This is a genomic window from Streptomyces sp. NPDC025638 (genome assembly GCF_055558775.1).
The window spans coordinates 30193-50736 of sequence record NZ_JBVHLX010000010.1 but is presented as its reverse complement, the minus strand read 5'-3'; the positions used below and the strand labels follow the sequence as shown (position 1 = coordinate 50736).

14 protein-coding genes are annotated in these 20544 nt (G+C 70.9%); 8 read left to right on the top strand and 6 right to left on the bottom strand.

Translation table 11 applies throughout. From position 1 onward, the window contains the following. Positions 1-32: 32 nt before the first annotated feature. The 4 genes from ACZ4EG_RS25080 to ACZ4EG_RS25065 all read right to left on the bottom strand — a co-directional run bounded on the left by ACZ4EG_RS25080 (position 33) and on the right by ACZ4EG_RS25065 (position 6754). Positions 33-3824 (bottom strand): multifunctional oxoglutarate decarboxylase/oxoglutarate dehydrogenase thiamine pyrophosphate-binding subunit/dihydrolipoyllysine-residue succinyltransferase subunit, encoded by a 3792-nt coding sequence (locus ACZ4EG_RS25080; protein ID WP_467792174.1) that lies wholly within the window; start codon positions 3822-3824, stop codon positions 33-35. Between the two features lie 281 nt (positions 3825-4105). After that, the gene (locus ACZ4EG_RS25075) at positions 4106-5215 is read right to left on the bottom strand and encodes a sensor histidine kinase (protein ID WP_390708871.1); all 1110 of its coding nucleotides are present in this window, start codon (positions 5213-5215) and stop codon (positions 4106-4108) included. Further along, positions 5212-5952: a response regulator transcription factor gene (locus ACZ4EG_RS25070; protein ID WP_263212538.1), complete on the bottom strand. Its 741-nt coding sequence runs from the start codon at positions 5950-5952 to the stop codon at positions 5212-5214. The genes ACZ4EG_RS25075 and ACZ4EG_RS25070 overlap by 4 nt, the downstream gene beginning before the upstream one ends. Positions 5953-6076: 124 nt before the next feature. Continuing rightward, positions 6077-6754, bottom strand: coding sequence for a spermidine synthase family protein (locus ACZ4EG_RS25065; RefSeq protein WP_467792173.1), 678 nt, complete (start codon positions 6752-6754; stop codon positions 6077-6079). Positions 6755-6986: 232 nt separating this feature from the next. On the opposite strand from ACZ4EG_RS25065, the gene ACZ4EG_RS25060 reads away from it, so the two are divergent. The 3 genes from ACZ4EG_RS25060 to ACZ4EG_RS25050 all read left to right on the top strand — a co-directional run bounded on the left by ACZ4EG_RS25060 (position 6987) and on the right by ACZ4EG_RS25050 (position 12954). Further along, positions 6987-7913, top strand: a complete 927-nt coding sequence (locus tag ACZ4EG_RS25060; protein WP_467792172.1) for a rhomboid-like protein — start codon at positions 6987-6989, stop codon at positions 7911-7913. A 316-nt stretch (positions 7914-8229) separates the two neighbouring features. Beyond that, on the top strand, positions 8230-10662 hold the full coding sequence (lon, locus tag ACZ4EG_RS25055) for an endopeptidase La (RefSeq protein ID WP_467792171.1): 2433 nt from the start codon (positions 8230-8232) through the stop codon (positions 10660-10662). Between the two features lie 210 nt (positions 10663-10872). Next, entirely contained in the window at positions 10873-12954 is a 2082-nt protein-coding gene (locus ACZ4EG_RS25050; protein WP_467792170.1) for a hypothetical protein, read from the top strand. Positions 12955-13022: 68 nt separating this feature from the next. Here ACZ4EG_RS25050 and ACZ4EG_RS25045 read toward each other — a convergent pair whose 3' ends face one another. After that, positions 13023-13847 carry a lysozyme gene (locus ACZ4EG_RS25045; RefSeq protein ID WP_453559989.1) on the bottom strand — a complete coding sequence of 275 codons (825 nt, stop codon included), beginning with the start codon at positions 13845-13847 and terminating at the stop codon, positions 13023-13025. A 260-nt stretch (positions 13848-14107) separates the two neighbouring features. Between ACZ4EG_RS25045 and ACZ4EG_RS25040 the strand changes: the two genes are divergently transcribed. Next, a complete protein-coding gene (locus ACZ4EG_RS25040) occupies positions 14108-14599 on the top strand; it encodes a MarR family winged helix-turn-helix transcriptional regulator (protein ID WP_390708877.1) in 492 nt (163 codons plus the stop codon). On the opposite strand, the gene ACZ4EG_RS25035 is transcribed toward ACZ4EG_RS25040, so the two are convergent. After that, positions 14586-15395: a protein phosphatase 2C domain-containing protein gene (locus ACZ4EG_RS25035; RefSeq protein ID WP_467792169.1), complete on the bottom strand. Its 810-nt coding sequence runs from the start codon at positions 15393-15395 to the stop codon at positions 14586-14588. The two genes, ACZ4EG_RS25040 and ACZ4EG_RS25035, sit on opposite strands and share 14 nt — an antisense overlap. A 406-nt stretch (positions 15396-15801) precedes the next feature. On the opposite strand from ACZ4EG_RS25035, the gene ACZ4EG_RS25030 reads away from it, so the two are divergent. Genes ACZ4EG_RS25030 through ACZ4EG_RS25015 form a run of 4 tightly spaced genes read left to right on the top strand, consistent with a single transcriptional unit; the run spans position 15802 to position 20531 of the window. Beyond that, positions 15802-18945, top strand: coding sequence for a sensor histidine kinase (locus ACZ4EG_RS25030; RefSeq protein ID WP_467792168.1), 3144 nt, complete (start codon positions 15802-15804; stop codon positions 18943-18945). Next, positions 18942-19481: a roadblock/LC7 domain-containing protein gene (locus ACZ4EG_RS25025; protein ID WP_467792167.1), complete on the top strand. Its 540-nt coding sequence runs from the start codon at positions 18942-18944 to the stop codon at positions 19479-19481. The genes ACZ4EG_RS25030 and ACZ4EG_RS25025 overlap by 4 nt, the downstream gene beginning before the upstream one ends. Then, positions 19478-19903, top strand: a complete 426-nt coding sequence (locus ACZ4EG_RS25020; protein WP_390708881.1) for a DUF742 domain-containing protein — start codon at positions 19478-19480, stop codon at positions 19901-19903. The genes ACZ4EG_RS25025 and ACZ4EG_RS25020 overlap by 4 nt, the downstream gene beginning before the upstream one ends. After that, complete coding sequence (locus tag ACZ4EG_RS25015; RefSeq protein ID WP_453559978.1) at positions 19884-20531, top strand: GTP-binding protein; 648 nt, start codon at positions 19884-19886, stop codon at positions 20529-20531. The genes ACZ4EG_RS25020 and ACZ4EG_RS25015 overlap by 20 nt, the downstream gene beginning before the upstream one ends. Positions 20532-20544: the final 13 nt, after the last annotated feature.

Sequence of the window (20544 nt, the reverse complement as noted above, 5' to 3'; positions counted from 1 at the left end):
GGCCGGGCCCTTGCGCTGTCGTGCCGCGAGACCTACGCCTCGAACACCTCACGGACCAGCTGCTCCTGCTCGGCCTGGTGCCGCTTCGCGGAACCCACCGCCGGGGACGAGCCGTGCGGACGCGAGATACGGCGCAGCCGCTCGCTGTGCGGGACGTCCGGGCCGACGGCCAGGTCGAGGTGGTCGATCAGGTTGAGCGCGATGAACGGCCAGGCGCCCTGGTTGGCCGGCTCCTCCTGGGTCCACAGGTACTTCTCGGCGTTCGGGTACTTGTTGACCTCCGCCTGGATCTCCGCACCCGGCAGCGGGTACAGCCGCTCGATGCGGATGATCGCCGTGTCCGTGACACCGCGCTTCTGCCGCTCGGCCTCCAGGTCGTAGTAGACCTTGCCCGCGCAGAAGACGACCTTCTTCACGGCCGCCGGGTCGGTGATCGACGCGTCGCCGATGACCGGGCGGAACTCGCCGCTCGTGAACTCCTCCGCCTTCGACGCCGCCGCCTTCAGACGCAGCATCGACTTCGGGGTGAAGACGATGAGCGGCTTGTGGTGCGGGTTGTGCACCTGCCAGCGCAGGAGGTGGAAGTAGTTCGACGGGAGCGTGGGCATCGCGACCGTCATGTTGTTCTGGGCGCACAGCTGGAGGAAGCGCTCGACACGGGCCGAGGAGTGGTCCGGGCCCTGGCCCTCGTAGCCGTGCGGGAGGAGCAGGGTGACGCCGGACGTCTGGCCCCACTTCTGCTCCGCCGCCGAGATGTACTCGTCGACGACCGTCTGGGCGCCGTTGACGAAGTCGCCGAACTGCGCCTCCCACATCACGAGCGCGTCGGGGCGGGCCAGCGAGTAGCCGTACTCGAAGCCCATGACCGCGTACTCGGACAGCAGCGAGTTGTAGACGTTGTACCGGGCCTGGTCCTCGGACAGGTAGAGCAGCGGGGTGTAGTCCGCGCCCGTCTCGCGGTCGATCAGCACCGCGTGGCGCTGGCCGAAAGTGCCGCGCTGGGAGTCCTGGCCGGACAGCCGGACCGGCGTGCCCTCCAGGAGCAGCGAACCGATCGCGAGCGTCTCGCCCATGCCCCAGTCGATCGTGCCGTCCTCGACCATCGCCGTCCGGCGCTGGAGCTGCGGCAGCAGACGCGGGTGGACGGTGAAGTGGTCGGGGATGTTGACCTGGGACTCGGCGATGCGCTTGACGACCTCGGAGGAGATCGCGGTCGGCACCGCGATCGGGAAGCCGTCCTGCGGCGCCTGCGCCTCCACGGAGATCGGCTGGGAGGTTGCCTCACGGACCTCCGTGAAGACCTTCTCCAGCTGGCCCTGATAGTCCTGCAGTGCCTGCTCGGCCTCTTCCAGGGTGATGTCGCCGCGACCGATCAGGGACTCGGTGTAGAGCTTGCGGACCGAGCGCTTCTTGTCGATCAGGTCGTACATCAGCGGCTGGGTGAAGGCCGGGTTGTCCGACTCGTTGTGACCGCGGCGGCGGTAGCAGATGAGGTCGATCACCACGTCCTTGTTGAACGCCTGGCGGAACTCGAAGGCCAGACGGGCCACGCGGACCACGGCCTCCGGGTCGTCGCCGTTCACGTGGAAGATCGGGGCCTCGATCATGCGGGCCACGTCCGTCGCGTACATCGAGGAACGCGAGGACTCGGGGGCCGCGGTGAAGCCGACCTGGTTGTTGATGACGACGTGGACCGTGCCGCCCGTGCGGTAGCCGCGCAGCTGCGACATGTTCAGGGTCTCGGCCACCACGCCCTGGCCCGCGAAGGCCGCGTCGCCGTGGATCGCCACCGGCAGGACCGTGAAGTCCGTGCCGCCCTTGTTGATGATGTCCTGCTTGGCGCGGGCGATGCCCTCGATGACCGGGTCGACGGTCTCCAGGTGGGACGGGTTGGCCGCCAGCGAGACCGTGATCTGCTCGCCGTCCAGGCCCGTGAAGGTGCCCTGGGCGCCCAGGTGGTACTTCACGTCGCCGGAGCCGTGCATCGACTTCGGGTCGAGGTTGCCCTCGAACTCGCGGAAGATCTGGGCGTACGACTTGCCGACGATGTTGGCGAGGACGTTCAGCCGGCCGCGGTGGGCCATGCCGATGACGACCTCGTCCAGGCGGGACTCGGCGGCCGAGTCCAGCACCGCGTCCAGCAGCGGGATGACGGACTCGCCGCCCTCCAGGGAGAAGCGCTTCTGGCCGACGTACTTGGTCTGCAGGAAGGTCTCGAAGGCCTCCGCCGCGTTCAGCCGGCGCAGGATGCGCAGCTGCTCCTCGCGCTCCGGCTTGGAGTGCGGGCGCTCGACGCGGTCCTGGATCCACTTGCGCTGCTTGGGGTCCTGGATGTGCATGAACTCGATGCCGGTGGTGCGGCAGTACGAGTCGCGCAGCACGCCGAGGATGTCGCGCAGCTTCATCATCGACTTGCCGGCGAAGCCGCCGACGGCGAACTCGCGCTCCAGGTCCCACAGGGTGAGGCCGTGCTCGACGATGTCCAGGTCGGGGTGCTTGCGCTGGCGGTACTCCAGCGGGTCGGTGTCGGCCATGACGTGGCCGCGGACCCGGTAGGAGTGGATCAGCTCGAAGACGCGCGCGGCCTTGGTGACGTCGTCGTCGTGCGAGGCGTCGATGTCCTTGAGCCAGCGGACCGGCTCGTAGGGGATGCGCAGCGACTCGAAGATGGCGTCGTAGAAGCCGTTCTCGCCGAGCAGCAGGTTGGCGACCTGGCGGAGGAACTCGCCGGAGGCGGCGCCCTGGATCACCCGGTGGTCGTAGGTCGACGTGAGCGTCATGACCTTCGAGATGCCGAGCTTGTTCAGGGTGTCCTGGCTGGTGCCCTGGAACTCCGCCGGGTAGTCCATGGAGCCGACGCCCATGATGACGGACTGGCCGGGCATCAGCCGAGGGACGGAGTGGACGGTGCCGAGGCCGCCGGGGTTGGTCAGGGAGACCGTGACGCCGGTGAAGTCGTCCATCGTCAGCTTGCCGTCGCGGGCGCGGCGGACGATGTCCTCGTAGGCCTGCCAGAACTCGAAGAAGTTCAGGGTCTCGGCCTTCTTGATGGCGGCCACGACGAGCTGGCGGTCGCCGTTGGGCTTCACCAGGTCGATGGCCAGGCCGAGGTTGACGTGCGCCGGCTTGACGAGGGTCGGCTTGCCGTCCTTCTCGCCGAACGAGAAGTTCATCGACGGCATGGCCTTGATGGCCTGGACCATCGCGAAGCCGATGAGGTGCGTGAAGGAGATCTTCCCGCCGCGCGCCCGCTTGAGGTGGTTGTTGATGACGATGCGGTTGTCGAACAGCAGCTTCACCGGGACCGCGCGGACCGAGGTGGCCGTCGGCAGCTCCAGCGAGGCGTTCATGTTCTTGGCGACCGCGGCGGAGGGGCCGCGCAGCGTCACGAACTCGGGGCCCTCGGGCGCCTCGGTGGCGGGCGCGGCCTTCGCGGCCGGCTTGGCGGCCGGGGCCGCGGCGGCGGGCTTGGGCGCGGCCGGAGCGGCGGGCGCCGGGGCGGCGGCCGGCTTCGGGGCCGCGGGCGCCGGGGCGGCGGGCGCGGCCGGGGTCACCGGAGCCGCGGGCCGGGCCGGAGCGGCCGTCGTGGTGGTTCCTGCGGCCCCCGCGGCCGCAGCACCCGACGGAACCTGAGCGCCAGCGACGCCCGGCTTGTAGTCGGCGAAGAAGTCCCACCAGGCTCGGTCTACCGAATTCGGGTCCTGGAGGTACTGCTGATAGATCTCGTCGACGAGCCACTCGTTGGGACCGAACGCAGCGGCGGGGTTCTTCCCGGCTTGGTCTTCGGTCGAGATGCTCGAGTTACTGGGGGACTGTGGCGACACGGCGGCAACCGCCCTCTTCCGCTTCACAAGGTGATGGACAGCGGAAATAAAGGCTACGCCTCCCTGAGGGTGAAGGTCAGGTCGGGCCCGTTCATCGTCGTGTAAGTCACATCAGAAAGTGCGTTTCGGCGGTTGATATGGCGGGAAACAAGCGTGGTTTGCCTGTGGCAGGGATGAGTCGGCCACGGCCTCGGCGCCTCACGGGCGCGGGCCGTCCCTGATCACACGTGTCCGTCAGTGGGGACGCTCGTGGATCTTGTGACTCCGGTTCGAACTTTACGTCAACTCGGCAGGGATCGCTCTCCCGGAAGGGTGACGAGAATCCGGCAACCCCGCTCGGATTCGGCCACTCCGATCCGGCCGCCGTGCAGATCCACCGCCCAACGGGCGATCGCCAGCCCCAGACCCGTACCGCCGTCGCTGCCCGGACCGTGCGGGCGGCTGACGGCTCCCCGGTTGAAGCGTTCGAAGACCTTGTGCCACTCCGATTTCGGGATGCCGGGGCCCTCGTCCAGGACCTCCAGCTCCAGCGACTCCGGCTGCGGCCCGCGCCGCGCCTTCACCGTGACCCGGCCGTGCGGCGGGCTGTGCTTGACCGCGTTGTCGATCAGATTGGCCACCACCTGGTGGATCCGCTCCGGGTCCGCCTGCGCGGTCAGCTCCGGCGGGGAGACGTCCAGGTGCAGATGGACGTCCGTCCGCGTGTGGTTCCCGGAGCCCGACGCCATGCCCCCGCGCGCGGAGGCGACCATGTTGGCCTCCTTGAGCACGCCGGAGAGGTAGGGCCACACCTCGAAACGCCGCTTGCGCAGCGGTACGACGCCGTTGTCCAGCCGGGACAGGTCCAGCAGCGTCTCCACCAGCCGCCCGAGCCGCTCGGTCTGCTTGAGCGCCGTACGCATCGTCTCGGTGTCCGGCTCGGCGATGCCGTCCACGACGTTCTCCAGGACGGCCCGCAGGGCGGCGATGGGCGTGCGCAGCTCGTGCGAGACGTTCGCCACCAGCTCCTTGCGCTGGCGGTCCTGGGCCTCCAGCTCGTCGGCCATGACATTGATCGTCCCGGCCAGGTCGCCCAGCTCGTCCCGGCGGTTCTCCCGCACCCGGCGCGTGTAGTCGCCCTGCGAGATCGACCGGGCCACCGCGTTCATCTCGTCCAGCGGCGAGGTGAGCGAATGCGCCACGAACTGCGTTATCAACAGTGTGGCGATCATCGAGAAGACCGTGATGAAGCGAAGCTCCGTCTTGGTGTGCACCGCGATCATCGACAGACCGGTGGTGATCAGCACCGAGATGACGACGAGCGCGCCCAGCTTGGTCTTGATCGAGAACGGACGTACGCCGCCCCAGGGCTCCTCCCCGGGGCTTCTCCGCGCGGCCGGCCCGTCGCTCATGGCGTCGGGGTCTCCAACGCGTAGCCCACGCCGTGCACCGTGCGGATCCGCTCGGCGCCGATCTTCCGGCGCAGCGCCTTGATGTGGCTGTCGACGGTCCGGGTGCCGGAGGCGTCCGCCCAGTCCCACACCTCGGCAAGCAGCTGCTCACGGGAGAGCACCGCGCGCGGGGTGTTCGCCAGACAGACCAGCAGGTCGAACTCGGTGGGCGTGAGGTGGACGTCCTCGCTGCGCACCCGCACCCGGCGCTGCGCGTGGTCGATCTCCAGCTCGCCGAGGCGCAGGATTCCGGAGCGCGGCGTGGCCGCGGCGATGGCGGCCCGCTCCACGCGGCGCAGCAGGACGTGCACCCGCGCGGCCAGCTCCCGCATCGAGAACGGCTTGGTCATGTAGTCGTCGGCGCCGACGCCGAGCCCGACCAGCATGTCGGTCTCGTCGTCGCGCGCGGTGAGCATCAGCACCGGCACCGGGCGCTGGGCCTGCACACGGCGGCAGACCTCCAGGCCGTCGAAGCCGGGCAGCATGATGTCGAGGATCAGCAGGTCGGGCTGCCAGGCCTCGGCGGTGTCGACCGCGGAAGGACCGTCGGCCGCGGTTTGCACCAGGAATCCCTCGGCGCGGAGCCGGGCCGCGATGGCGTCCACGATCGTCGGGTCGTCCTCGATCACCAGCACCCGGCGCTGTGCGCCCGGAGTAGCCGCCGCCGTACCGCTGTGCGAGGTGTGTGTCTGCTCCATCGCCCGCCCCTGAGTGTGCTTTCCGGAACCAGTGGGGTGGTTCCTCGGTCTGCGCATGGTTTGCGATTGACGCTTGAATGATCCGCGTCAGGGAAGCACATTACGGGGACCGGAGGCACCGTCGCTATCCAGGGCGTACGGCGAGGTGCACAGCGTCCGGAACGCCCCGGGCAACCGGGATCTCTTCGGTACGCACCTGTTGGAACCCGGCATTCCGCAAGGTTCCCTCGAAATCCGGAGAGGGCTGCGCCGACCATACGGCCAATACCCCTCCGGGGGCCAACGCCCTTGCGCAGCTTGCCAGTCCGGCCGGTGAGTAGAGACCGTCGTTGTCCTCGGTCACGGTCCAGCCGGGGCCGTTGTCGATGTCCAGGCACAGGGCGTCGTACGTGGCGGAAGTCTCATTGACGTGCATCAACAGGTCGGCTTCGACGATCTCGGTGCGCGGGTCGTCGAGCGCGGCGGCGGACAGCCCGGACAGCGGGCCCGCGCGGTGCCAGCCGATCACGGCGGGCTCGCGCTCGACCACGGTGATCCGTCCCCAGCGGGGGTCGGCCGCGGCGTGTGCGAGCGAGAATCCGACGCCGAGGCCGCCGATCAGCACGTCCGGTTCCGGCCGTCCGTCCAGGGCGTCGTACGCGGCGTCGACCAGCAGCCGCTCCGAGCGCCCGTCGGAGGTGTCCATGAGGAAGCAGCCGTTGGCGATGATCTGCAGTGACTCACCGTGTCTGCGCAGCACCACCTCCCCGTGCGGGCCCTCGTGTCGGTCCAGGACTACGGGAGTGTCGTACGTGGCGGCCATACGCCCATCCTGCACGAACACGGCTTTGCGGCAACGGAAATTACGGATGGCGGGCAGGTCGGCGCACATCACTCGTTCGAGCGCTCCCGCTTCTGTCGAATCTTTCGAAACCCCAGCGTGGGTCGATCGGTTCCTCAGAAAATCCTGTGAATCGGGGTCTCGCGTGGCGTCGGTCATAGACAGGGGCCCGTGCGGCGCGAAGTGTGGGGCGGGACGGAAGGAGCGCCTCACCGTGGAACCGACCGCGACGGCCGGCACGACGGCCTCGCCCCCGCCCCCGGGCGCGCCTCCTTCCGACGACAGCGCACTGTCGCCCACCGGGCTCGCCGACCTGCTGGACGGGATGCCGCGCCAGCGTGGTGCCCTGGCGGGCGGTGCCGCACTCGACGCCCCAGCGGTCGCCCTTGCGGCGGCCACCCCGGCAGCCGCGCCCTTTCGGTCCCGGACCGCCGCGCCGGCGACCATCGCGCCGGTCCCCGCACAGTCCTTTCCCGCACAGTCCTTCCCCGCCCCGCACCGCCTCCTCGCCCGGCGGCTGCGCGCCCTCCACCCCTGGCGGCTGCTGCCCACCCCCACGGGAACGCCGTTCACCTTCGCCTACGCGGCCCTGCTCGCGGTCACCTCGCTGATCGCCGCCGACGCCGCCCCCGGGCTGGTGCACAGCCTCTACCAGGCCTCCAGCACCGATGTCGCGCACCTGGTGCGGACACCCGTACAGGTCCTGCTGGCGAGCGCGCTGTGGATCGCCGGTGGGGTCGTGTCGCCGTACGCCATGTGCTTCCTGGTCGTCCTGACCGCGCTGGAGCGGCGTATAGGAGGACTGCGCGCGGCCACCGTCTTCCTGCTCGGGCATGTGCTCGCCACCCTGGCGACCGAGGTCCCCGTCGGGATCGCGGTCGTGGCGGGACACCTGCCCGGCAGCTCTCTGCACCGCCTGGACTACGGCATCAGCTTCGGCGTCGCCGCCAGCACGGGCGCCCTGGCCGGACTGCTCACCCCCTGGCTGCGCTGGCCCGTCGTCGCGCTGTTCGGCGGCATGCTCCTGCAGGACCTGGTCGCGTACACGGACCCGATGACCAACTGGGGCCACCTGATCTCGCTGACGATAGGGATCGCAATGTGGCCCGCACTCCGCCGCTGGAACCGAGCCCGGGCGTAGACCCTCCGGGCGGCCGCCGGGCGCAGCGCCGGGGCGGTGCGGCGAGCCCGCGCTCCCGCGCCGAACGTGACGTGGCGGCGATTTCCGCGCAGCCGGCGGGTGCGGCATGGCCTTGTCCAGGCGCCGGGTGCGCATGGCCTTGCCCTGATCGAAGTGCCCTGCCCTCCGCCAGGGCATAACCGCGCCCCCACCCCCGTTTCCGCTGGTAGTGCAGGGTGATTTGGTGATCGCTCAGAGCGAACGCGGTCGGGGGAACATCCGAGGGCTCCCATGCATTGAGTCGGCATAGCTCAACTTGACTGCCGAAGGGGAGATCATGGCTGCTGAGTCCACGGCGTTCACACCGCTCACTCTGCCTGTGCTGCCGCTCGACGACGAGGTCGTGCTGCCCGGGATGGTGGTTCCGCTGGACCTGAACGACGCCGACGTACGCGCCGCGGTGGAGGCCGCCCAGGCCGCCGCCCGGGCGGAGCCCGGAAAGCCGAAGGTTCTCCTGGTGCCGCGCATCGACGGGACGTACCCGAGCACGGGTGTGCTCGGCACCGTCGAGCAGGTCGGCCGGCTGGCGGACGGTGACCCGGGCGCGCTGATCCGCGGCCGCGGCCGGGTGCGGATCGGCGCCGGGACCACCGGACCGGGCGCCGCGCTCTGGGTCGAGGGCACGCGCATCGACGAGAAGGTGCCCGAGCCGCTGCCGGGCCACGTCGCCGAACTGGTCAAGGAGTACAAGGCGCTGGCCACGGCCTGGCTGCGCAAGCGCGGCGCCTGGCAGGTCGTCGACCGGGTCCAGGCCATCGACGACGTCTCCGCGCTCGCCGACAACTCCGGCTACTCGCCGTTCCTGACCACCGAACAGAAGGTCGAACTGCTGGAGACGGCCGACCCGGTGGCCCGCCTCAAGCTCGCCGCCCAGCAGCTGCGCGACCACCTCGCCGAGCAGGACGTCGCCGAGACCATCGCCAAGGACGTCCAGGAGGGCGTCGACAAGCAGCAGCGCGAGTTCCTGCTCCGCCGTCAGCTGGAAGCGGTCCGCAAGGAGCTGCGCGAGCTGAACGGGGAGAACGGCAAGGATTCCGCCGAGGAGTCGGACGACTACCGCGCCCGTGTCGAGGCCGCCGACCTGCCCGAGAAGGTCCGTGAGGCCGCGCTCAAGGAGGTCGACAAGCTGGAGCGGTCCAGCGACCAGTCGCCCGAGGGGTCGTGGATCCGCACCTGGCTCGACACCGTCCTCGAACTGCCGTGGAACGAGCGGACCCAGGATGTGTACGACATCCAGGGCGCGAAGGCCGTCCTCGACGCCGAGCACGCGGGCCTGGAGGACGTGAAGGAGCGGATCACCGAGTACCTGGCGGTGCGCAAGCGCCGTACCGACCGCGGTCTCGGCGTGATCGGCGGCCGGCGCGGAGGCGCCGTCCTGGCCCTCGTCGGCCCGCCCGGCGTCGGCAAGACGAGCCTTGGCGAGAGCGTCGCGCACGCCATGGGCCGCAAGTTCGTCCGCGTCGCCCTCGGCGGCGTCCGCGACGAGGCCGAGATCCGCGGCCACCGCCGTACTTACGTCGGGGCGCTGCCCGGCCGGATCGTGCGCGCGATCAAGGAGGCCGGGTCGATGAACCCGGTGGTCCTGCTGGACGAGATCGACAAGGTGGGGTCCGACTTCCGGGGCGACCCGGCGGCCGCCCTGCTGGAGGTCCTCGACCCGGCCCAGAACCACACCTTCCGGGATCACTACCTGGAGGTGGAGCTGGATCTGTCGGACGTCGTCTTCCTCGCCACCGCCAACGTTCTGGAGGCCATCCCGGAGGCCCTGCTCGACCGTATGGAGCTGGTCCGCCTGGATGGCTACACCGAGGACGAGAAGGTCGTCATCGCCCGTGACCACCTGCTCCCGCGCCAGCTGGAGCGGGCGGGCATCGGCAAGGACGAGGTGACCCTCGACGAGAGCGCGCTGCGCAAGCTGGCCGGCGAGTACACGCGGGAGGCGGGCGTCCGCAACCTGGAGCGGTCCATCGCCCGGCTGCTGCGCAAGGTCGCGGCCCAGCACGAACTGGGCGAGCGCGAGCTGCCGTTCACGATCAGGGACGAGGATCTGCGGGCCCTGGTCGGCCGGCCGCACCACGTACCCGAGTCCGCCCAGGACCCGGCGGAGCGCCGCACGGCGGTCCCCGGCGTGGCGACGGGCCTCGCGGTGACCGGCGCCGGTGGAGACGTCCTGTTCGTGGAGGCGTCCCTCGCCGACCCGGAGACGGGCGCGGCGGGTCTGACCCTGACGGGCCAGCTGGGCGACGTGATGAAGGAGTCGGCGCAGATCGCGCTGAGCTTCCTGCGCAGCCACGGTGCCGAACTGGAGCTGCCGGTGGCCGATCTCAAGGACCGGGGCGTGCACATCCACTTCCCGGCGGGCGCGGTCCCCAAGGACGGTCCGAGCGCCGGCGTCACGATGACCACAGCCCTGGCCTCGCTCCTGTCCGGACGCCTGGTGCGTACGGACGTGGCGATGACCGGCGAGGTCTCGCTCACCGGCCGGGTCCTCCCGATCGGCGGCGTGAAGCAGAAGCTGCTGGCCGCGCACCGGGCCGGGGTCACGACCGTGATCATTCCCAAGCGCAACGAGCCCGACCTGGACGACGTCCCGTCGGAGGTGCTGGACAAGCTCGACGTCCACGCCGTCACGGACGTCCGGCAGGTCCTGGAACTGGCCCTGTCGCCGGCCACGAACGGCGCGGCGCCGGAGGTTCCGGTGGCGGCGTGACGGACGTCATCGGATGAAGGAAAGGCCCGGGTCCCGTGAGGGAGGCCCGGGCCTTTTCGGTGCCCCAAGGCAAGGTCAACCCCGCACCAATGCAAGGTGAAATAATTCCGAGCGCCAGATGTACAACTCTTTACCCCCCTTCTCTGTCGAACTGGCGAACAACGGCTTTTGGCAGACCGTGTGCAATCCCGTGGGGGGAACGCCTTGTCCGTGATCATTCGTCGGTTGTGCGGTGTCCTGCGGGTACGCGGGACGACCGACCTGCTCCTCGTGCTCCTGCTCGGTGCCGGCTTCGCCGCGCTGCCCGTCTTCGCGTTGCTGCCGTCGGTCGCGGGGTTCGCCGTGGCGTCGGCCGTGACCTATGTCGTGGACGAGGTGCTGCACACCCGGGCGCCCGGCTTCGTCCGCAGGCTCGCGACGCTGCAGCTCAACCGCACCCTGCGGTTCGCGGTCCGCACCGTGATGCTGCTCGCGCTGGCCAGCCGGACGGACGCGCCGGACCGGGTGCTGGTCACCGCGCTGGCCGTCTTCAGCGCGCACTTCGCGCTGGTGATGCTGTACTCGGCCGCCCACCACGCCATCCGGCTGCGGCGGGTGCTGCCGCTGGTGGTGCGCAACCTCGATCTGAGCGCGCTGGACGTCCCGCGGCGTCCGCCCGCCGTCCTCTACCGGCGTTTCCTGCGCAAGCTGCTCCACCTCGACGTGCCGGCCCACGCGGGACTGCTCACCGCGCTGGCGGCGGGGGTCTGGTATCCGGCGGGCGTCGGCTTCGTGCTGACGGCCGGGCTGTCCGTGGCGGCCGTGGCGGCTCTGCTGGGGCAGTACCGCCGGGTCCGCCGGATGCCGGCCCGGGACGAGGTGTTCGCCGAGGTCAACCGGCAGCTGGCGGCGTACGGGCCCGAAGTCGCCCTGTACTTCAGCTTCGCCTCCGTGTCCCGGGACTTCATGTACCAGGTCAACATGTGGATCGAGACGCTGGAGCGGCTCGACCTGCGCCCGGTGATCGTGCTGCGCGAGCGGGCCTCGTTCCGCCATCTGAGCCGCACCTGGATCCCGGTGGTCTGCGTGCCCAAGGCCGACGACCTGGCCGAGCTGGAACTGTCCGGCGTCCGAGTCGTGCTGTATCCCGGCAACGCCGGCAAGAACGTGCACATGCTGCGCATCGCCGAGGCCAAGCACGTGTTCATCGGCCACGGCGACAGCGACAAGCTCGCCAGCAGCAACCGGGTCAGCAAGGTGTACGACGAGATCTGGGTGGCCGGACGGGCGGGCCGCGACCGCTACCGGAGGGTGCGGCACGCCATCAGCGACGAGGCCATCGTCGAGGTGGGCCGGCCCCAGCTGGCCCCGATCCGGCTGCACGCCGACCACACGCCGGGCCCGCTGCCGACCGTGCTCTACGCCCCCACCTGGGAGGGCTGGAGCGACGACGACTGCCACACCTCGCTGATCCCGATGGGCGTGGCCCTGGTCGAGCGCCTTCTCACGGAGAACGTGCGCGTCGTCTACAAGCCGCACCCGCTCACCGGCAAGCGCTCGCCCGAGGCGGCCGAGGCCGACCGGGCCGTCCGGGAGCTGCTGCGGGCCGACAACGAGCGGCGCGAGGCCGCGGCGGAGGAGGCGGCCGTCACCGCCGCCGCGCCCCGGCTGCGGGAGATCAGGGCCCGGCTCGACGAACTGGCCGGACACCACGACGGTGACGACGCCCAGCAGATCCGTGACGCGCGGGTCCCCGACCGGGACGGCGCCGCCGAGTGGCGGGAACTGCACGCCGAGTGGCACCGCCTGTACTGGGAGAGCCGGGGCCCGGTCCGGCACCACGTCGTCCTCAAGCAGCTGCCGACGCTCTACGAGTGCTTCAACCAGGCGGACGTCCTCATCAGCGATGTCTCCTCCGTGGTCGCCGACTTCGTCGCCAGTCTCAAGCCGTATGTCCTGACCAACGCCCACGACCTGCCCGACGAGGAGTTCCGCGCCGCGTACACCACCGCCGGGGGCGCCCATCTGCTCGACCGCGCCTGTGAGCGGCTGCCGGAGATCCTGCGCTCGGTCCGTGAGCCGCGGTACGACCCGATGGCCGCGGAGCGCCGCACCCTCAAGGAGTACGTCCTGGGTCCGGACCGCCCGACCTCCCTGGAGCGGTTCAACGCTGCCGTCAACGCCCTGGCCGACCGGGCCGCGGTGGAGCGGGCGGCGGACCGCCCGGCGGGAGCCGCGGACCTGGTGTTCCCGCAGCAGCGGACGTCCCCGGCCGGCGACGCGCCCCGGGACCCCACCGGCCTGGTCGGCTGAGCGGCGTACACAGAACGGGAGTACCGGGTCGGCGTCCTCGCGCCGGCCCGGTGCTCCGGTGTGCGCGATCAACCGTTGGCGAGCGCCACCACCCGGTCCAGGGCCCCGTTGAACTTGTCGTGGTCCCCGACCGTCGGTCCGGAGGAGGTGTACTGCCACATCGTGTAGTACGACCATCCGGCGGGCAGCGTCCCGGGGTCCGAGGCGTACCGGGCGATCCACAGCGGGTTGTTCGCCGCGAAGCCGCCGTAGTTGCCGGTGCACTGGGTCCACCAGCTGGTGGCCGTGTAGATCACGGCGTCCCGGCCCGTGCGCGCCTTGTACGTGTTCAGGAAGTCGGCGATCCAGCTCACCATCCCGGCGGCCGACTTCCCGTAGCAGGCGGCGCCGTACGGGTTCCACTCGATGTCCAGGGCGCCGGGCAGGGTCTTGCCGTCCCTGGACCAGCCGCCGCCGTGGCTGACGAAGTAGTTGGCCTGGGTCGCGCCGCTGGTCGTGTCCGGGGTGGCGAAGTGGTACGCCCCGCGGATCATGCCGACGTTGTAGGAGCCGTTGTACTGCTGGGCGAAGTACGGGTTCGTGTAGTACGTGCCTTCCGTCGCCTTCGTGTAGGCCCATCGGACCCCGCTGTTCCACAGCGTGGACCAGGCGACGTTGCCCTGGTAGCCGGAGACGTCGACGCCTTCGGTCTGGGTGACGTCACCGGTGCTGGGCGTGCCGTCCCGGCCGTCGTGGGCCAGGACGCCCATGCCCATGTACGCCGAGCCGCGCGTGGGGGTGGTCGCGGCGTCGGCGGTGGACAGCGGGAGGGTGAGGGAGAGCGCCGCCAGGAGCACGGCCACGACGGCCGAGAGCGGGCGCGGGCGGATGGAACCGGGTCTGTGCACGGGCATGACGTGCCTCCGAGGATGGGGTGGGGGACCCAGAGGATGGGGTGGGGGACCCCGAAGATGGGGTGGGGGACCGCGGATGACCCACTGGCGTGGGCATGCCATGAGTTGCCTGTCAAGGAAACTACGCACGTAGACGGGCAGGTGGAAAGGGGGTCCGGAGGCTGCCGTTGGTCTACGCCTGCGAAATACTGACGGAGCTGCGGCAACGGCGGCGTTTGGCAGAAACTTTCAGGACCGCGAAACCGATCAGGGGTGCTGACGTGCACGAGGACGGAAACGGCGACGGACGTCACGTCGCCGGCCAGGTGACACCCAGTGGTGCAGACCAGGAATTCCTGGCGCTGGAACGCGAGTTGACGGTGTTGCTGCGGCGTGCCCGCGCGAGTCAGGGCGAGATGGCCCGCGAGGTCCACCCCGACCTGGAGTCCGCCGCGTACGGCCTCCTGGTCCGCCTCGACGAGCACGGCGGCCATCGCGCCACGGAACTCGCCGCCTACATCGGCGTCGGCAAGGCCACCATGTCCCGCCAGCTGCGTGCCCTGGAGGAGCTCGGCCTGGTCGCCCGCGAGCCGGACCCGGCGGACGGGCGGGCCTGGCTGGTGGCCCTCACCGCCGAGGGCCGCCGCCGCGTCGGCAAGGTCCGTGAGGCCCGCCGCGCCCGCTACGTCAGCCAGCTCGCCCACTGGGACCGGCAGGAGGTCGCGGAACTGGCGCGGCTGCTGCACGAGTTGAACGGCGTCATGGACAAGTAGACGGACAGGTCAGCTCCACGTACACCACCGTCGCGTCGTCGTGCGTCTTGCTCCGCCGCAGGAACGCCCGCTCCTCCCGGTCCGCCGCCTCCAGCGCCCGTACGCGCTCCACCAGCGCCCGCGCGCCCTCCTTCCGTACGACGGTGAAGCAGTCCCGCCAGTCGCCCTCACGGAACTTCTCCACCCAGCGGGTCGCCCCGTCGGTGAGGGTGGCCAGGGCGCGGACCCCGTCGCGCGGGAGCGTGCCCGTGACCGCCCGGGAGGCGACCGAGGGGTCTGCGGCGGCCGTGAAGAAGCCGCCCTCTCTGTTGCGGACCGTGGCGTCGGCGACGGCGTCGCTCACCAGGGACGCGCGGGGCAGCCGGGCGAGGCGGTCGTCCAGGACGGGGGTGACCGTGCCGTCCGGGGACTCCAGGAGGAGGGCGGAGTCGGAGAGGACCAGGTACTCGACGGAGTCGGTGGACCAGCGGGCCAGGACGACCGTGGCCTGGGGCGTACGCGGGTGAGAAAGGTCACAGGTCGTCGCGTGGGTTTCCGCGGTGCGCGCGATCGCCGCGGAAAGAATCTCCGGCAGCGTCAGATCTCGGTCGGAAACGGTCAGTTCGGTCAGGGCTCCGCCGAGTCGCGCGGTGAACCAGGGGACCGAATGGAGACAGCCCGTACCGCTGTCCGGCGGGGTCACCCCGTCCAGGACGATCACGCAGCCCCCCTGCCCGGAGGCCGGTAGTGCGACACCGGCGAAGTCCTCGTTGGGGCGGTCCGCGCTGCCGGGCTCCGATACGACTTCAGTACGCATTCGGCCAGTCTGCACGAGGCCTTCACAGTGTTCGCCAAAGGCTGGCAACGGTCCCGGAATTGCCACCGCGGCGCAGGTCAGGCGCCTGGTTTGGGATGGAATGACGCACTCCGAGAAGGCGTGTCGGCGAATCCTGTCAAAGCCTGCGTCCCGCGTCCAACCGGCCCGCCGGTAGTCACCCCCGCACCCGCCGCGGCAACTTGCCCGCCAACTCCCCTCCGATGTTCACTCCTTCGGGTGGCCGGTCAGGTGATGCACGACCACTGCCCACCGGCGCTGGGAGGGTCGGGGACCGATGGGGGCGTCCCGCGCGTGAGCTGAAGCCGAGCGTGGGGGAGGGTGAACGCATTGCTCGGCACCGGAACGACGGGGTGCCACCCGGGCCCATGGGTAGACGAGTTCAGGAATGCGAGCATCGGTGCAGAAGAAGCGGTCTCGGGGCACAGCCAGGCAGACGGCCTCCGAAGGGGGCGTCGAGCGCACTCCCGTCGGCACCGGACGCCCGACCCACGTACGCAACCGGCTGATCGTCGCGGTGGCCGTGGTGGCCGCCGCCATCGCCGGGGCGGGAGCCCCGTCCGTCCTCGCCGCCTCCGGGCAGCTGAGTGACTCCCAGGATCTGGTGACCCTCGCCGGGCGCACCCAGGACGCGCTCGCCCTCGCCCACTCGCTCGCCGACGAGCGCGACGAGGTCACCTCCTACGTCGCGGCCGGCCGCCCCAAGTCCAAGGCGCCCTCCGAGCAGCGCAGCGCCCGTGTCGACCGGCAGGTGGAGGATCTGCGCGCCGACACCGACACGCCCGCCTGGCTGCGCTCGGACCTGGACGGCATCGCGGCCGTGCGCAGGGCCGCGCTCACCGGCAAGAGCACGGCGCTGGAGGCGCACCAGGCCTACTCGGCCGCGATCGGCGAGCTGCACCGGCTCGCCGAGGACCTGGCCGAGCAGATGCCCCCACGGGCCGGCGCCGGCGCCTATGCGCTCGCCGAGCTGGACTCCGCCGTCCAGCAGTCCGCCGCCGCCCGCGGCCTGCTCCTCGCGGCCCTCAACGTGCCGAGCAGCACCCAGACGGTCATCGACCCCCTCACGGGCCTGCCCAGCACGACCTCCACCACCTCCGCGGCCGACAAGAAGCAGCGCGACGCCCTCAGCGCCGCCGCCCAGCAGGCCCGGCTGCGCTCCGACGTCGCCCTCGCCGACTTCCGTGACACCGCGCCCAAGTCCGCGGTCGACTCGTACGACTCGACGGTCACCGGCCCCGAGGTGAACTCCGCCGAGAAGTACCTCGCCCAGCTCACCGACGGGCCGACGCTCTCCGACAGCGACCTCGGCATCAGCGCCAAGAAGCTGGACGCCGCCCTGTCCGCCCGCGTCGACCAGATGCGCGGCGCCGAGGCCGCCCTCTACGACCACCGCACCAAGGACCTCGCCCAGCTGCGCGACGACGACGTCACCGCGTGGGAGATCCGTATCGCCGTCCTCGGCGCCCTGATGCTGGTCGCCGTCGGTGTCGCGACCGCCATGGCCCGCACCCTGACCCGCCCGCTGTCGGTGCTGCGCCGGGGCTCGGCCCGGCTGGCCGAGTCGGAGAACCCGGCCGCCGAGGAACCCGTCAAGTTCACCGGCCGCAACGACGAGTTCGCCCAGGTCGTCCGCTCCGTCAACGCCCTGCACGCGCACGCCGCCGCCCTCCACGAGCGCATCGCCACGCTGGAGTCCGACCGCAAGCACCTGGTCGGCCAGCGCCAGAAGATGGCCGATGCCCGCGAGGAGCTGCGCACCGAGGTCGCCGACGCGGCGGCCCAGCTGGAGCGGCTGCGGGCCAGCATCGGCGGCACCTTCGTCAATCTGGCCCTGCGCACCCTCGGCCTCGTGGAGCGGCAGCTGGCCGTCATCGAGGGCCTGGAGGAGCGCGAGCAGGACCCCGAGCGCCTCTCCACGCTCTTCAAGCTCGACCACTTCGCCACGGTCATGCGCCGGCACAGCGAGAACCTCCTGGTCCTCGCCGGTACCGAGCACGTCCAGCAGCACCATGGGCCGGTCCCGCTGGTGGACGTCGTACGGGCCGCGGTCAGCGAGATCGAGCGCTACGAGCGGGTCCGCATCGCGGCACTCCCGCCGCACGCGCACGTCGCGGGCTTCGCCGCCGACGACCTCTCCCACCTGCTGGCCGAGCTGATGGAGAACGCCACCTCGTTCTCCCCGCCCGACGTGCACGTCGAGGTCTCCGGCTGGCTGCTGGAGAGCGGCGAGGTCATGCTCTCCGTGCAGGACGAGGGCATCGGCATGACCGGCGAGCGCCTGGCCCGCTTCAACTCCCGGCTCGCCGACTTCGACCCGGACTCCCCGTACGAGCAGGAGGGCGAGGAAGGCCTGGGCCTCGGCCTGTACGTCGTCGCCCGCCTCGCCCACCGCCACGGCGCCCGCGTCCAGCTGCGCGAGCAGAAGCAGGGCGGCATCGCGGCGGTCGTGGTTCTCCCCGGCGCGCTGCTGGCCCAGGCCCCGGCCACGGCGGTCCCGCCGACCGCGACCGTGCCCGGCGGCACCCACACCTTCTCCCTGCCCGGCGTGGACGCCGAGGTCAACTCCAACGTCCTGCACGGCCGCGCCAAGGACATCGATCCGCTGGTGGCACTGGCGGAACAGGCCACACGGGAAACGCCCGACGAGAAGCCGGCCACGGCCGGGACTCCGTCCGGTACTTTCACCGAGTCTCCGGACCAGGCTTCTGCCGAGACTTCGGACCGGGCTTCTGCCGGGACTCCGGCCGGTGCTTTCGCCGAGGCTGCGTCCGGGACTGCCGCCGGGGCTGCGGCTGGGACTTCGGGCGGTGCTTTCGCTGAGGCTGCGTCCGGGGCTGCGGCTGGGACTTCGGCTGGTGCTTTCGCTGAGGCTCCGTCCGGGGCTGCGGCTGAGACTTCGGGCGGTGCTTTCGCCGAGGCTGCGTCCGGGACTGCCGCTGAGGCTGCGGCCGGGGCTTCTGCTGAGACTTCGGCTGGTGCGTTCGCCGAGGCCCCGGACCAGGCTTCTGCCGATACTTCGACCGGTGCTTTCGCCGAGGCCCCGTCCCGGCCTGCCGCTGAGATCCCGGCCGGGCCTTCCGCCGCGGCCCCGGCCCGGCCTGCCGCCGAGGTCCCGGCCGAGGCTCCCGCCGAGACCACGATGGAGCTGCTGGCCCCGGTGCCCGTCACCGACCCGTACGCCATCGGGCCGGACGCGCACGAGCGGACTCCCGACGAGGCCGCCGTGCCCGCACCAGCGGCGGAAACCACGGAAGCGGCGGACATCGAGGACGAGGTCACCAGCAAGGGCCTCCCCAAGCGAACCCCGAAGATCACCTCCCCGGACCGGGCCCCGCGCCAGCGGACCGGCTCCGTCGACGCCGAAGCCCTCCGGCGGCGTCTCGGCGGCTTCCGTCGGGGGGCGGAAGCGGGCCGCAGGGACGTGGAGGCGGAGATCGCCGAAGAGACGGCCCAGAACGAGCGGCCGGACGCAGCACCAGCACACGCCGGAGATGTCACGGGGGGCACAGTCGAGGAGGCAAGCAGTTGACCGCGCCGAGTACCTTCGGACTGAGCAGTGAGGCCCGCAACCTGCACTGGCTGCTGACGAACCTGGTCGAGGAGGTGCCGGGCATCCAGTTGGTCGCCGTGGTCTCCTCCGACGGCCTGCTCCTGCTCTCCTCGGACCCCGGCCTCCCCCACGCTCGAACACCCGCGCGCGGGGGGACCCCCATCGCCCAGGCCAGAGAGGCCCGCACCGAGAGGCGGACCGGCCCCCGCGGCTCCTCCGCCGACCTCGCCGCCATCGTCTCCGGCCTCGGCAGCCTCACCGTCGGCGCCGCCCGGCTGATGCAGTTCGGCGGGGTCAAGCACACGATGGTCGCGATGGACGAGGGCAGCCTCTTCGTGATGTCGATCAGCGACGGCTCGCTGCTCGGCGTGCACGGCTCCGCGGACTGCGACATGAGCGTCGTGGCGTACCACATGGCGCTCTTCGTCGGGCGGGCCGGCCATGTCCTGACGCCCGAACTCCGCAGCGAGCTCCGAAAATCCCTGGAGTCGCAGGCGCCGGGGAGCGCCCGATGAGCGACTCCTCGAAGAAGAGGCAGCTCCCGGTGCGCGGCGGCGACCGCAAGCCCGCCCGGGTCCGCCCCTACTCGCTCACCGGCGGCCGCACCCGCTTCGGCCACGTCCTCCTCGTGGAGACATTCGTAGCCAGCACGGCGGCACTGGAGGCCCCCGAGGGGCGCAAGGAACTGACGAACGGTTCGCTCAACACCCGGGTCATGCCGGAGATGCGGGCCATCGTCGAACTGTGCCGCCGTATGCGTACGGTGGCCGAGATCGCCGCGCTGCTGCAGATGCCGCTCGGCGTGGTCCGCGTCCTCCTGAGCGATCTCGCGGACCAGGGAAAGATCCGTGTGTACGGAACCGGCACCGGCCACGGGGTGGGCCGCCCGGACCGCGCTCTGCTGGAAAGGGTGCTGAGTGGACTCCGTCGTCTCTGACGCCGCTCATGGCGTCGCTCCCCTCGTCGGTCCCGACGAACCCGACGAGGATCTGAGGTCCTGGCAGACGGACCGCACCCGAGCCCCGATAGCCACGAAGATAGTCGTGGCGGGTGGCTTCGGTGTCGGCAAGACGACACTGGTCACCGCCGTCTCGGAGATCACGCCGCTGCAGACCGAGGCGCTGATGACCGAGGCGAGCGAGGCCACCGACGACCTCACCGCCACGCCCGAAAAGCTCACCACCACCGTGGCCATGGACTTCGGCCGCATCACTCTCGACGACGACCTGGTGCTCTACCTGTTCGGCACGCCGGGTCAGCAGCGGTTCTGGTTCATGTGGGACGATCTGGTGCGCGGCGCGATCGGCGCCGTGGTCCTGGCCGACACCCGCCGCCTCAAGGACTGCTTCCCCGCGCTGGACTACTTCGAGAGCTGCGGGCTGCCGTACATCGTCGCGGTCAACCACTTCGACGGCAGCGAGCTGTTCGAACCGGAGGACGTTCGCGAGGCGTTGACGATCCCCGCGCACATCCCTGTAATGATCATGGATGCGCGCCACCGGATCTCGGTGATCGAGACCCTCCTGGCCCTCGTCGCCCACGCGCTCGAAGAAACCCCCGAGTAGCCCCCAAGCCGTA